At 58.9% G+C, this 12,659-nt stretch carries 13 protein-coding genes and 1 tRNA gene; 9 read left to right on the top strand and 5 right to left on the bottom strand.

All coding sequences use genetic code 11. The features are described 5' to 3' along the window. Positions 1–152: 152 nt before the first annotated feature. The 3 genes from ACILSE_RS20945 to ACILSE_RS20935 all read left to right on the top strand — a co-directional run bounded on the left by ACILSE_RS20945 (position 153) and on the right by ACILSE_RS20935 (position 1,921). Positions 153–560, top strand: coding sequence for a hypothetical protein (locus ACILSE_RS20945; protein WP_395719390.1), 408 nt, complete (start codon positions 153–155; stop codon positions 558–560). 175 nt (positions 561–735) lie between these two features. Continuing rightward, a complete protein-coding gene (locus ACILSE_RS20940) occupies positions 736–987 on the top strand; it encodes a hypothetical protein (RefSeq protein WP_395719389.1) in 252 nt (83 codons plus the stop codon). Positions 988–1,039: 52 nt separating this feature from the next. Continuing rightward, positions 1,040–1,921 carry a hypothetical protein gene (locus ACILSE_RS20935; protein WP_395719388.1) on the top strand — a complete coding sequence of 294 codons (882 nt, stop codon included), beginning with the start codon at positions 1,040–1,042 and terminating at the stop codon, positions 1,919–1,921. A gap of 25 nt (positions 1,922–1,946) precedes the next feature. Here ACILSE_RS20935 and ACILSE_RS20930 read toward each other — a convergent pair. Together ACILSE_RS20930 and ACILSE_RS20925 are read right to left on the bottom strand one after the other, a co-directional pair. Beyond that, a tRNA-Leu gene (locus ACILSE_RS20930) sits at positions 1,947–2,031 on the bottom strand. A 52-nt stretch (positions 2,032–2,083) separates the two neighbouring features. Then, entirely contained in the window at positions 2,084–3,022 is a 939-nt protein-coding gene (locus tag ACILSE_RS20925; RefSeq protein ID WP_395719387.1) for a type II CAAX prenyl endopeptidase Rce1 family protein, read from the bottom strand. A gap of 33 nt (positions 3,023–3,055) precedes the next feature. Here ACILSE_RS20925 and ACILSE_RS20920 point away from each other — a divergent pair, with 33 nt between their 5' ends. Then, positions 3,056–3,337, top strand: coding sequence for a hypothetical protein (locus tag ACILSE_RS20920; RefSeq protein WP_395719386.1), 282 nt, complete (start codon positions 3,056–3,058; stop codon positions 3,335–3,337). A 16-nt stretch (positions 3,338–3,353) separates the two neighbouring features. On the opposite strand, the gene ACILSE_RS20915 is transcribed toward ACILSE_RS20920, so the two are convergent. Then, positions 3,354–4,070 (bottom strand): hypothetical protein, encoded by a 717-nt coding sequence (locus ACILSE_RS20915; RefSeq protein ID WP_395719385.1) that lies wholly within the window; start codon positions 4,068–4,070, stop codon positions 3,354–3,356. Between the two features lie 214 nt (positions 4,071–4,284). Here ACILSE_RS20915 and nuoD point away from each other — a divergent pair, with 214 nt between their 5' ends. Then, positions 4,285–5,544 (top strand): NADH dehydrogenase (quinone) subunit D, encoded by a 1,260-nt coding sequence (gene nuoD / locus ACILSE_RS20910; RefSeq protein ID WP_395719384.1) that lies wholly within the window; start codon positions 4,285–4,287, stop codon positions 5,542–5,544. 35 nt (positions 5,545–5,579) lie between these two features. Further along, entirely contained in the window at positions 5,580–6,080 is a 501-nt protein-coding gene (locus ACILSE_RS20905) for an NAD(P)H-dependent oxidoreductase subunit E (RefSeq protein ID WP_395719383.1), read from the top strand. 75 nt (positions 6,081–6,155) lie between these two features. Here the strand turns inward: ACILSE_RS20905 and ACILSE_RS20900 are convergent, their stop codons facing one another. Further along, complete coding sequence (locus ACILSE_RS20900; protein WP_395719382.1) at positions 6,156–6,932, bottom strand: type II secretion system protein; 777 nt, start codon at positions 6,930–6,932, stop codon at positions 6,156–6,158. A 211-nt stretch (positions 6,933–7,143) separates the two neighbouring features. Between ACILSE_RS20900 and ppdK the strand changes: the two genes are divergently transcribed. Further along, positions 7,144–10,059 carry a pyruvate, phosphate dikinase gene (gene ppdK, locus ACILSE_RS20895; RefSeq protein ID WP_395719381.1) on the top strand — a complete coding sequence of 972 codons (2,916 nt, stop codon included), beginning with the start codon at positions 7,144–7,146 and terminating at the stop codon, positions 10,057–10,059. Between the two features lie 150 nt (positions 10,060–10,209). Here the strand turns inward: ppdK and ACILSE_RS20890 are convergent, their stop codons facing one another. Beyond that, positions 10,210–10,767, bottom strand: a complete 558-nt coding sequence (locus ACILSE_RS20890; protein WP_395719380.1) for a hypothetical protein — start codon at positions 10,765–10,767, stop codon at positions 10,210–10,212. 108 nt (positions 10,768–10,875) lie between these two features. Between ACILSE_RS20890 and ACILSE_RS20885 the strand changes: the two genes are divergently transcribed. Together ACILSE_RS20885 and ACILSE_RS20880 are read left to right on the top strand one after the other, a co-directional pair. After that, complete coding sequence (locus ACILSE_RS20885; protein ID WP_395719379.1) at positions 10,876–11,307, top strand: DUF2452 domain-containing protein; 432 nt, start codon at positions 10,876–10,878, stop codon at positions 11,305–11,307. A gap of 64 nt (positions 11,308–11,371) precedes the next feature. Then, positions 11,372–12,619 (top strand): valine--pyruvate transaminase, encoded by a 1,248-nt coding sequence (locus ACILSE_RS20880; RefSeq protein WP_395719378.1) that lies wholly within the window; start codon positions 11,372–11,374, stop codon positions 12,617–12,619. Positions 12,620–12,659: the final 40 nt, after the last annotated feature.

Below are 12,659 nucleotides of genomic sequence, written 5' to 3'. Positions count from 1 at the left end.
TAGGAATCTATGGCTCTTATAACACGGGCCAGCTTGGGCACCGCCAACTGATAGCTTGGATGTAATTCCATTCTTCTCGCTACACCAGTTGCTCTATCTGTACAATTTTAAAACACGCCCTAGATGGTCAGGCTGGCCCGGACTCTCTTTATGTGGACGAGTTCGACACTTGGACCGGCGGTCTGCCGGAAGACACGGTGATTGGTGGTCCGTTCTTCAGCACGAACACGCAGCTTGCCTTTGGACTGCCAATTTTGGGTGCCGCGGCTTATCTGTCACCACTGGCCGGCGTTTCAACCGCATCTGCGCCGGTGGTCACCGTCTCCATCTTGTTCTTAATGGATCACGAGGCGCCATTCACCCTCGGTGCTCTTTCCGTGATCTTCACGGCTGGCTTGGGCGAACCGGCAACGCTCATCAAGTATTTTGAAATCCGTTGGACCGCCGGCAGCCAGGCATTCCTGACGATCTTCGGAGATCTCGGGGCTCTTCAATTGATCGGAATCGGCGAGTTTCTTGAGATTCTCTGGGGTGACATCATGGCAATCATTGGTGGGTGATCTTATCGGGGCTGGCTGCCAAAAAGTCAGGAGACATGAAAAAACGAAGTGGCGGCGGTAGTTTAGAAAAAAGCTGCTTCTTCAGCTTTAACCCGGGTTCCAAAGTTCACAGCAATCGGGGCATTCCTGCTCTTTGGAACTTCGGGGTCGGGTTTTAATCAACCATCTCACTGCCATGAGCGAGCCACCGGATAACGAAAAGAGGGAGGGTTTGCCGACGCACATTCCAACTCCGGACACGCAGCCCGAGAGCAGCCCCGCCATCGGGGCAGGCTTATCGTTCATCAGCCTCATCATGCTGGCGTTCATCCTGCGTCTGGCCGTGCCGAAGGAGGACAGCGCCGTGCAGCTCGGCGTTTTGCTCGTCGCCATCGGCTTTGCCCAGGTCTGGCTGATCTTCAATTTCCTCAAGTCGTTCCGCAAATAGGCGAAGAGCGGCTTCAACGGACGAAACGCCGGACTCAGCACGTAATCATCGCATGTCTGCCCGCCCGTGTTGGATTCATCTTCTGCTATTCGTCGTCACCGCCGCTTTGGGTTCGGCTAAAGAACCGTTCAAGCCGAACCTTGGCCCTGACCTGGCGACGATCACCGTGACTTGTGGCGAGGTGTCGCTTCTGCTGCGACAAGCGTCGCAATGGACGCCCGGGCGCATCGACTATCGTGGTTCAGCCATGACGACGGAGCGCAGCGCCTACGGCACGGTGTTCTCGTTTCCCGATTGCGGCTTCATCGGCACGGCGCATCTCGAAAACGAGCCGGAGCCGCTTGAATCGCTCGCCTTTATCCTCGATGGCAAACGCCTTGAGAAGCCCGAAGCCGTGCTGAAGGGACGGACGTTTCGTTTTGAGCGAAAATCACGCGTCCGTGAATTCGAGCTCACCTGCATCGCCGAGCTCAAAAACAACCAACTGCACGAAACGACCACCGTGCGCACCACGAAGGCCGTGCCGCTCAAGCTCGTGTATCACTTCATGCACGCATGGGCGCCGAGCGTTTCCGCATTTTGCGCCGGAACGGATGCCGAGCCTGCCCCAATGCTCTCCGGCCCCTTAAACGATGGAGATGCCACCGCGCGGAAGTTTTTCATCAACCAGCGCATCGACTGGATGGCCGTCTTCGAGCCGAAAAGCAGCCAGTTCGGCGTTTCGCGCCTCCTTTCCGCGCCGCAGCAAGGAGAACACGTCACGATGATCTGGAACGTGCCTGGCAGCTACCGCAAATTTTACCTGAAGTGCTTCAACAACGCCACCGTGCCCGCCGGATTCGAAGGCACCTGGCGTATGGTGACGGCGTTCGGAGCCTGCGATGCGTCGGGGTGGGAAAAAGCCGCTACTGATCTGGCCGCAGCTTTAAAATGAGGCGTGAACAAGTTGCGAACGAACATGGTGCCCGGGACAGGACTCGAACCTGCACTTGTTTCCAAACCAGATCCTAAGTCTGGCGCGTCTACCAATTCCGCCACCCGGGCGAGGGGTTGATGCCGGCCATGATCCCGTGTCAGCACGGCGGCTGCAAACGATTTATCGCGCGCGCAGCAGCCGAGAGGCGATCCAGCCGGTGAGGAGCACCATGAGCAGCGGTGCGAGGCCGATTTTGAGGTTGGGGCCGACCCACGGCAGCCACCCATTGTTGTGAATCATGAGGCCGCTGAAGTATTTCAAGCCGAAGACCCAGCCGCCATGCAGGCCGATGCCGGCCCACAACGCGCCGGTCTGCATGCGGACTTGCGCGAGCACCCAGCCGACAGCGAAGAGCGTGGCGAATTCGGCGAGGAGGAACTGCACGTCACCAAAGCCGAGCACGATTTGTTGGAGCACGAGGAAGCCGCTGCTCCAGGTGACGGCGGCATCTTCGATCTGCCAGCCCTCCGGCGGCTTGAGGAAATGAACGAGCGCGAAGACGAATGTGCCAGCGAGCAATGCGGAGCGCGTGGACATGGTGCGCAGCAGCAGGCCGAGCAGAAGGCCACGAAAGAAAAATTCCTCGACGATGCCGGCGCCGAGCGCGGCGGTGATGGGCTCGCCGAATTTGAACCAGCGCGGGTCAGGATGCAGTCGATACGCGCCTAGTTTGAAAAAGACGATGCCGAGCACGAGAAGAAGGCCGCTGGCGAGCGCAAAGGAGAGCGCCCATTGTTTGAGGCCGGCGCTGAACGGCTTCCAGGCAGGCAGCAGCGAGCGGTCCAATTTCACCCAGCGCAGGAAGGGCCAGATCAGCACGATGGCGGAGACGAGCACGGCGCGATTGAAGTAGCGCGTGAAATTCGCGCGTTCGATTTCGCCGCGCAGCCATCTGGCGATGCCAAGCTCCTGCCACGAGGGCGTGGAAAGCCAGCCATGGGCCGTTTTGCCGAGATGAAACAGCGGTACGGCCAGCAGCGCGCCACCGAGCATGACAGCGAGGAGGTAGAGCAGGAGTTTCGGCAGGGCGGGGGAGTTGCCGGGGCTGGCGGCTTGCATGGGGGCGATACTAGCGCATCCTGCGTGCTCTCAATGACCAAAAACCAAATCCACGAGTGGCACGAACGAATCGAGGACGGGCGGAAGCAGTACATCCGCGCGTATTGGAACTCGCGTGACTGGCAGTTCCAGCTCGCGCATCCCGATGGCGAGAGGTGGATGCCGATGGAGCCGACGCCTGAGCGCTGGCTGGAACTGCGAGACCTCCTGTTTCGCAAGTATCAGCGCAAAAAGCTGCCGTGGAAGTATGTGGAGCACCTCGACAAGGCCCTGGAGAAGATGGGCATCAAAGGAAATGATGCCAACGAAGCATGAAGAATGACGAATTCCGTCATTGGGCATTGGCATCGGCTTTGATCTCGGCGGTGACACCACCACCGTAGGGCGCGCCAAAGCGCATGCTGACATGAACCTCGGGAAAGCGGAAGCGCCTGTCCGTGCGCTGCTCTCGAAGGCGTGATGCCAGGCCGAGCACCGCTGCGAGAGCCGAGGCTCCGGCGAGCACGATGACGAGCGCCAGGGAGAAATTTTTCTCTCCGCGCTGCACCCAGAGCGATTGCTTCAGACGGATGCTTTCCATTACGCGTAGGCGGTCGATCCAGTGGCGTGTGGCGACGGCGATGCGTTCGTCGAGCGAGAGCTTGGGATCGATGAGCGTGCGCCGGGTGTCCTGCATGATTTCGACGAGCTCTGCGGCGGAGTAGCGCTCCCAAAACACCGGGGCGAAGGAGATGGCGCTGCTGTTTGTGGCGCGGTCGTAAGCCATGAGCACGGCAGGACGCTGGCCGCTCCACTCGCTGCGGGTGATCTGCGCCTGCCTCCGCAGCGTCACCCCGTTCGCCGTGAAGCTGGAGGCGGTGATCCAGGCATCACATTTCAAATCCTCGCGGAAAAGCTTTAATTCGTAGGCGAGCTGGCGGTGTGTTTCTTCCGTGAGCGCCCGGGTTTCGTCCAAAATGCCGTCTGCGGGCGGCGCTGCGGCCCAAACTGGTCCGCCGAGGGCGAAAACCAGAATCAGGCACAGTGTGAGACAATAACCAAGGCGCATGGGCGGCTGGAGTTTGTCGCAAACCCCGCCTGCGGGCAACCGCCGCGAGCGATGCCCCCTTTTAATAAAGAATAAAGAAAGGCGTGACGGCAATTGGGACAGACGGGCGGGGTGAATTTGGCCACGCTTGTGAAATTTTTCACAAAATCGTCTTGCCGCACTTGGGGCAGCGTAGATAGATAGCTCCCTCAAGTCAGAATCACCCCCGCTTTTCATGCCCACAGTCACCCGAGAATACGAGGCTCCGGACGCCGCCGCCAAGGCGGCCCGTTACCTCGAAAGCGTGGAAGAAACGACGACGGACATCGTGGGCGAAAAGCTGGTGCTGAACATGGGCCCCAGCCATCCGGCCACGCACGGCGTGCTCCGCCTTGTTTTGGAGCTCGATGGGGAAATCATTACGAAGGCTGATCCCGACGTTGGATTCCTGCATCGCGGCGACGAGAAAATCGCCGAGAACATGCATTACAACCAGTTCGTGCCTTACACGGACCGGCTCGATTATCTGGCACCTCTGGCGAACAACGTTGCCTACGCGCTCGCGGTGGAGAAACTTCTGGGCTGGGACCTGCCTGCCCGTGGCAAGGCGATCCGTGTGATCTGCTGCGAGCTTGCGCGCATTTCGGCGCACATGCTTGGAGTCGGGGTGTTCGCGATGGACGTCGGTGCGATGACCGTTTTCCTGTACACGTTCACCGAGCGCGAGAAGATCTACAACCTGTGCGAGCAGCTCACGGGCGCACGCTTCACCACCAGCTACACGCGCGTGGGCGGCCAGATCCGCGATCTGCCAAACGGCTTTGCCGGCGCGGTGAAGAAGTTTCTCGACGAGCTGGAGCCGGTCATTGATGAGATCGACAAGCTCCTCTCCCGCAATCGTATTTTCATCGACCGCACGCAGAACATCGGTGTGATCTCGAAGGAGGAAGCCATCGCCTATGGTATCACCGGACCGAATTTGCGCGGCTCCGGTGTCGAGTTTGATGTGCGCAAGGCGCATCCCTACCTCGACTACGACAAGTATGAGTTCGACATTCCTGTCGGCACGAAGGGCGACTGCTACGATCGTTACCTCGTGCGCATGGAGGAGATGCGCCAGAGCGTGCGCATCCTGCGCCAGGTGTTCGCCTCGCTGCCTGAAGGTCCGATCAATGTCGCCGATGCAAAGGGCCTGCTGCCGAAGAAGGAGAAGGTTTTGATGAAGATGGAGGAGCTGATCCATCATTTCATCATCGCAACACAAGGCATCGACGCGCCCGCGGGAGAGGTTTACTTCTCCGCGGAGAACCCGAAGGGCGAGCTGGGCTTCTACATCAACAGCACCGGTGGCGGGGTGCCGCATCGTCTGAAAATCCGCAGTCCTTCGTTCCTGAACCTCTGCATCCTGTCGAAGCTGCTTCCCGGCCACATGGTCAGCGACATCCCGGCCGTGCTTGGCAGCCTGGATTTCGTCATGGGCGAATGTGACCGCTGATTCATACCCAACCCTTTCATCCGAGACACGCACGCATGGCCTTTGAAGTTCCAGCCGAGTTGGAGAAGCAGATGGACGAGGTCATCTCGCATTATCCGGTGTCGAAACGAAGCGCCGTGCTTCCGCTTCTGCACCTGATGCAGCACCACTTCCGTTATATCAGCGATGAAGCCGTGAACTGGGTGGCTGCAAAGCTGGGCCTGGAGCCGATCCAGGTTCTTGAGGTGGTGACCTTTTATCCTGGATTCCGCCAGACCGCGCCGGGCAAGTATCACATCCGCGTCTGCCGGACTCTTTCTTGTGCGATGGCCGGCAGCTACGAGCTGATGGATTCGTTTTGCAAAACGGCGAACATCGACCGCTCGCACACAGATCACCATCACCCGATCGCGGTGAGCCCGGACGGCAAATACAGCATCGAATTCGCGGAGTGCCTTGCGAGTTGCGGTTTTGGCCCCGTTTGCATGGTGGAGGACGATTTCTATGAGAAGGTCGATCCTGCGAAAGCGGGCGAGCTTCTGGCCAAGTACGTTTGACCGCTTCGCTTGGAATACAAAGCGCGGTGACAGATGGCCACCGCGCCCTGAGATGAGTCCAGCCTGCCTCTCGGCTTATTTTTGCCTCCAGGAGGCGATGTCATCCTTGGTGTATGGACGCTTGTCGAATCCCCAACTGTAGATGGCAATCTCGGTCGGGAGGTTCTGCGGCGCCGGGCTGTTGGGATTGGCCGAGATTTTTGGATCGGAATTTTTGAGGTCGGGATTCGGCACCTGCTTGTCACCATTAGTGTCGAGCAGAACCCGGTAGGTCTGTCCCCACAGGTCAACGAGCTTGTAAGGCGGAGTCGCATTGACCAGGCCAAACATGCCGTTCTTGGCCATGGGCAGGTCGATGAACTTGATGTCTTTTGGATTTAAGTTTGCACCGCCGGCGCCTCCTCCGCTGCCACCACTGGAGCCTCCCGAGGCTGAAGAGATGGCGGTGAGGGCGGTGATGATCCCGCTTTGCTCGTTGGTCTGCAACTCCGGCGCATCCTGTCCGTCTGATCCGCTCAACATCGAGGGATCAACGGGGTATCGATTATATTCGACTTGATAGCTGCCGATGGCAATGCGCAGATCCTTGATGACGGTCTGCACCTGGAGCCTGCGTCCATCCTCCATGATTTTATTGGCCTGACTCATCACCAAACCCGCGAGAATGGCGATGATGACGATGACGACCAGCAGCTCGATAAGAGTGAATCCTTGTCGCGCGGCAAATTGGAAACGGGGGTTGGTTTTCATGAAGTTTGTTTGTGTTGGTTTGGCGGCAGCCCGACGTGCTTTTAGCGAGCATTGCGAAGCATTTTCCAAAGCGATTAAATCGCTTTTAAATCTGCGCGTCAATACTTGTGATGGCGTGTTGGATCAAGCGACGCGACACTCGTAATTGCGCGCGAAATGGCGCGAGACATGACGAACTGGTCGAGAGCCGGGGGATCTTTTGATTGTCAACAAATGCTTGCATCATATAATCACGCGCTATACATCCGCGCTCCAATCCCCCCCACTGAAACAAAACACAACCACGGTTCGAATCAATCGACCGGCAATATCTATGGCTAAAGCAACGAAGAGCGGCGCAGACAAGAAAAAGTACGTTTATTCCTTTGGAGCAGGAAAAGCAGACGGTGACGGCTCCATGAAAGCCCTGCTGGGCGGTAAGGGCGCGAACCTTGCGGAAATGAGCCGCATCGGCCTTCCCGTGCCTCCTGGGTTCACCATCAGCACTGAAGTCTGCACTTACTATTACCAGAACAAGAAGACCTATCCCGCCGCTTTGCAGGCCCAGATGGAAGCCGGCATCCGCAACATGGAGAAGATCATGGGCTACAAGTTCGGTGACGCCAAAGGCTTCCCGCTGCTTGTCGCCGTGCGTTCCGGAGCCCGTGACTCCATGCCTGGAATGATGGACACGATTCTGAACCTCGGTCTGAATGACCAGACGGTGTTGTCGCTTGTCGCCGCGACGAATAACGAGCGTTTCGCCTGGGACTGCTATCGCCGCTTCATCCAGATGTATGGCGACGTCGTTCTCGGTGTGCAGAAGCGCGAAGGCGAAGACCACGAGCCCTTTGAAGTCGTCATCGAGACCTACAAGCACGAGACCTATCACAAGGACATCCTCGACAGCGACCTCACCGCTGCCGACCAGCAGGAACTGGTGAAGCGCTTCAAGCAGCTCGTCAAAGAGCGCACTGGCAAGAGCTTCCCGAGCGATCCGTGGGACCAGCTTCGGGGTGCCGCTGGCGCCGTGTTCGGTTCCTGGATGAACGACCGTGCGATTGTTTACCGCCGCAAATATAACATCCCCGCCGAGTGGGGCACTGCGGTGAACGTGCAGGCGATGGTCTTTGGCAACACGGGCCCGACCTCTGGTTCCGGCGTGGCCTTCACTCGTAATCCTGCCAACGGAGCCAACGAATTCTACGGGGAGTTCCTCATCAACGCCCAGGGTGAAGACGTCGTCGCCGGCGTGCGCACACCCGAGCCTGTTGCTCAACTTGCGAAGGAAATGCCGAAGTCGTATGCCGAACTCCTCAAGGTTCGTCAGACGCTCGAAAAACACTTCAAGGATGTGCAGGACGTCGAGTTCACCATCCAGGAAGGCAAGCTGTTCATGCTGCAGACCCGCAATGGCAAGCGCACCGCCGCAGCCGCGCTGAAGTTCTCCATGGACATGGTGAAGGAAAAGCTCATCGACTGGGAAACCGCGATCCTGCGCAATCCTGCCGACCAGCTCGACCAGCTTCTCGCGCCCATCTTCGATCTCGCCGACGTGAAGAAGGCCAAGGCCATCGCCTCCGGCCTTCCCGCCGGTCCCGGAGCCGCCTCCGGCAAAATCTACCTCAATGCTGACCGTGCCGTCATCGCCGAGCAAAAAGGCGAGAAGGTGTTGCTCGTCCGCAATGAGACCAGCCCCGAAGATCTTCGCGGCATGATCGCCGCCGAAGGTATTCTCACCGCCCGTGGTGGTGTTTCTTCCCACGCTGCCCTCGTTGCCCGTCAGATGGGCAAGGTTTGCATCTGCGGTGCGGCCGCTCTGGAGATCGATTACGACAAGAAGACCGTCACCGTTGCAGGCCAGACCTTCAGCGAAGGCGACTACCTCTCCATCGACGGCACCAGCGGCACGGTTTACGCCGGCCAGCTCAAGACCGCGCCTTCCGAGATCATCACCGGCATGCTTCACGGTGACGCGATCGCCAAGGCCACCGAGAAGTTCAAGAGCTTCCAGCAGCTCATGAACTGGTGCGGAAAGGCCACCCGCCTTCAAGTTCGTACGAACGCCGACAACCCCGAGCAGACCGAAAACGCCATCGCATTCGGTGCGCAAGGCATCGGCCTCACACGCACCGAGCACATGTTCTTTGAAGGTGATCGCATCGACGCTGTGCGTGAGATGATCCTCGCGGACAACGTCGCCGACCGCAAGAAGGCGCTTGCCAAGCTGCTTCCTTATCAGCGCGAGGACTTCACTGGCATCTTCACCGCTCTCAAAGGTCTGCCCGCCACCATTCGTCTGCTCGACCCTCCTCTCCACGAGTTCGTCCCGCACGAAGAAAAAGCACAGGCTGAGCTTGCCAGGAAGATGGGTGTCTCCGTCGAGAAAGTTGCCGCCCGCGTTCAGGCGCTTCATGAGTTCAACCCGATGCTCGGACATCGTGGCTGCCGTCTTGGCATCGCATATCCTGAGATCACCGAGATGCAGGCGCGTGCGATCTTTGAAGCCGCGGCTGATGTCGCGAAGAAGAAGATCAAGGTGAAACCGGAAGTGATGATTCCGCTCGTCGGCTTCAAGAAAGAACTCGACCTTCAGGTCGAAATCGTGCATAAAGTGGCAAAAGAAGTGATGAGCGAGAAAAAAGTGAAGCTCGACTATCTCGTCGGCACCATGATCGAGGTGCCGCGTGGAGCGCTCACGGCTGATGAAATCGCCGAGACGGCGCAGTTCTTCAGCTTCGGCACGAACGACCTTACGCAGACCGCGCTCGGCATCAGCCGTGATGACATGGGCAGCTTCCTGATGCCCTACACCGAGAACGAGATCTTCAAGAAGAACCCCTTTGCCACGCTGGATCAGACTGGTGTGGGACAGCTCATCAAGATCGCCATCGAAAAAGGCCGCAAGACCAAGCCTGACATCAAGCTCGGCATCTGCGGTGAGCACGGCGGTGATCCTGACAGCGTCAAATTCTGCCACCGAGTGGGCCTCACTTATGTGAGCTGCAGTCCTTTCCGAGTTCCCGTCGCACGCCTTGCCGCCGCGCAGGCCGCGATCGAAGAAAAACGCGCCGCCGCCAAGGCCGCCGAAGGAAAAAATGTCCGTGGAGGCAAATCCGCCTCCTCGGCAAAACAAAACGCAACCAACAACAAACAGAGGACAAACACCATGGCTAAGAAAGCTGCAAAGAAAGCCGCCAAGAAGGCCCCCGCTAAGAAAGCCGCCAAAAAGGCTGCCAAGAAGAAGTAACTCGTTGACCTCCTTGTGAGGTCAATGTGGCGGGACATCTCGTCACAAAAAGCCCTGTGGGGTTCACTCCTCACAGGGCTTTCACTTTTTTACCGCTAACGAGCGTCTTGCTTCAGTGTGGATGCCTGCTCCGTGCGCTGGCGGCTCTTTTCAGCGCTTCATCTGGCTATCGTAAACCGATCCTGGAGGCGGTGCGGAAAGGAAGGTGCCGCCTGCGGACATCGAATCATTTCGGACACTGTTGAGCTGGCTGTTGAGCTGCTCGCGCGCCCCGCTCAGGCTGCCAAAGCCGGCCGATCCTGCCTGGCCCATCACATTGCCGAAATTCTGATTGGAAGGCTGGTAGAACGTATTTACGCCGCCTCCTGCTCGTGCGTTCAAGGCTACAGGCGCATCAGGGGTCGGGATCCCGTCCGCTTTGCGTTCAGACTCCGCCAGGAAGTGCTTCTGCCACGCGGCGTTGTTCACCTCCTCTGACACTTTGGCATCCAGTCTCCGCTTGTGATCCGCATAGGTCTCCTGGTTGATCGATCCGCTCGAACGCTGCTTCTCCAGCGCGTCATATTCAGGCTGAAGCCTGGCACGAATCACCCTCTCGTAGGCGCTCAATTCTGCCGCTGTCGGCACGCTGTCCATCGTGGTCGAGGCGCAGGATGACAGTAGCGTGGCAAGCAGGGATGCTGCGAACAGTTGGCAGGAAAACTTCATGGGGCGGCAGGTTATGACAGTCAAAACGCAATTCAATTCAAAGCACCATCTTGCCGCGCGACCCATTTTGTCCACCCTGCAAGGCATCCGAGTCGTATTTCACTCACCTTGGACCCCATCGACACAGCTCTGCAAGCCCCTGAGCCGCGAGGCAATTACCTCGCCTATCCGGTTTCACGCCTCGCGGCCAAAATCGTCCCGCAGGACCTCACCAACTTCAAATCCCGCGGCGTCACCCGCGTGGAGCGCGAGCTCCAGCAGGAGATGATGGAGATCCAGGAGCGCTACCTGGAGGTGATCGATGCCTTCAACTGGAACAAACTCATCTACGAGGCCCACTTCGGCTTTGAGCCTGTCGTGGGCGAAATCTACCACCTCTATGAAGTCGGCACGAAATGCCACCTCAGCATGATCGAGCCCGAAAAGTGGCACCAGCGCTGGGTCGGCAGCTTCCGCCTCAACGCCGACGGCCGCTGGCAGGTGGAGAAAACCGCCAAGGACTTTGATATTCGCGACTGGGTGAGCACGCGAGTGGGCTGAAGACGGTCCGCAATGACGAATGGCGAATTCCGAATGACGAAGCATGATTCGTCATTCCCACCCCATGACTACCTTCTCAGACATAGGCACCCGCCTCGGCGGCCCCAGCGGCATCCAGGAGCTCATGGATGACCTCGGCGAGGCTTTGTCGCTCCATCCCGACATGCGCATGCTCGGTGGCGGGCAACCGGCCGCCATCCTGCAGGCGCAGGCGCTGTGGCGTCAGCGCATCGCCGACATGCTAGCCGATGGCAGCATCGACAAGGCACTGCTCAATTACGACCCGCCCGGCGGCAATCCGCTCTTCCGCGAGGCGATGGCGGGCTTTTTGCGCCGCGAGTGCGGGTGGGATGTCACGCGTGAAAACGTCGCCGTGCTGCCCAGCAGCCAGAGCGCCTGCTTTTTGCTCTACAACCTCCTCGCGGGCGACACGGCCGGGAAAAAGCGCCGCGTGCTCTTCCCGCTGCTGCCCGAGTACATCGGCTACGCGAACCAGGCGCTCTGCGAAGGCCAATTTACCGCCTGTTTGCCCAAAATTACCGAGACCGGCCCGCACGAGATCAAATACCACGTCGATTTCGACCGCCTGCGCCTCGATCCCAGCATCGCCGCCATGGCCGTGAGCTGTCCCACGAACCCCACGGGCAACGTGCTCACTGAAAACGAGTTCCATAGCCTTCACGCCCTCTGCGTCGCTCAAAACATCCCGCTCATCATCGACAACGCCTACGGCCATCCCTTCCCCGGCGTCATCCACAACGGCTTCCAGCCGAAGTGGCAGCCCGGCATGATTTTCAGCATCAGCATGAGCAAAGTCGGCCTCCCCGGTGTGCGCAATTCGATCGTCGTCGCCGACGCGCCCATCGTGAAAGCCTTGTCGAACATGAACGCCATCACCGCGCTCTCAAACGGCAATCTCGGCCAGGCCATCCTCACCCCGCTGCTCGCCGATGACACGCTCATCAAGCTCGGCCGCGATACCATCCGCCCGTTTTATCGAGAACGCAGCGACCACGCCAAAGGCATCCTCACCGCCACCCTCGGCGAAAAAGTCCCATGGGCGCTCCATGCGCAGGAAGGGGCCTTTTTCCTCTGGCTCTGGCTCAAAGGCCTGCCCATCCCCGCCGCCGAACTCTACCGCCGACTCAAAGCGCGAAAGGTCCTCGTCATCCCCGGCCACTACTTCGCCTTCGGCCTCGACCAGCCCTGGCAGCACCCCAACGAATGCCTCCGCCTCACCTACTCCCAGCCCCCGCACATTGTGCACGAAGGCCTGGAGATCATCGCGGAGGAGGTCAAAGCCTTGTTTTGAGCACAAGGTTTGAAGCGCCGCTAGGCATGCCATCCTTACC

This window comes from Prosthecobacter sp., assembly GCF_044236155.1.
GTDB lineage: Bacteria > Verrucomicrobiota > Verrucomicrobiia > Verrucomicrobiales > Verrucomicrobiaceae > Prosthecobacter.
This window is presented reverse-complemented; position numbering and strand designations above follow the sequence as displayed.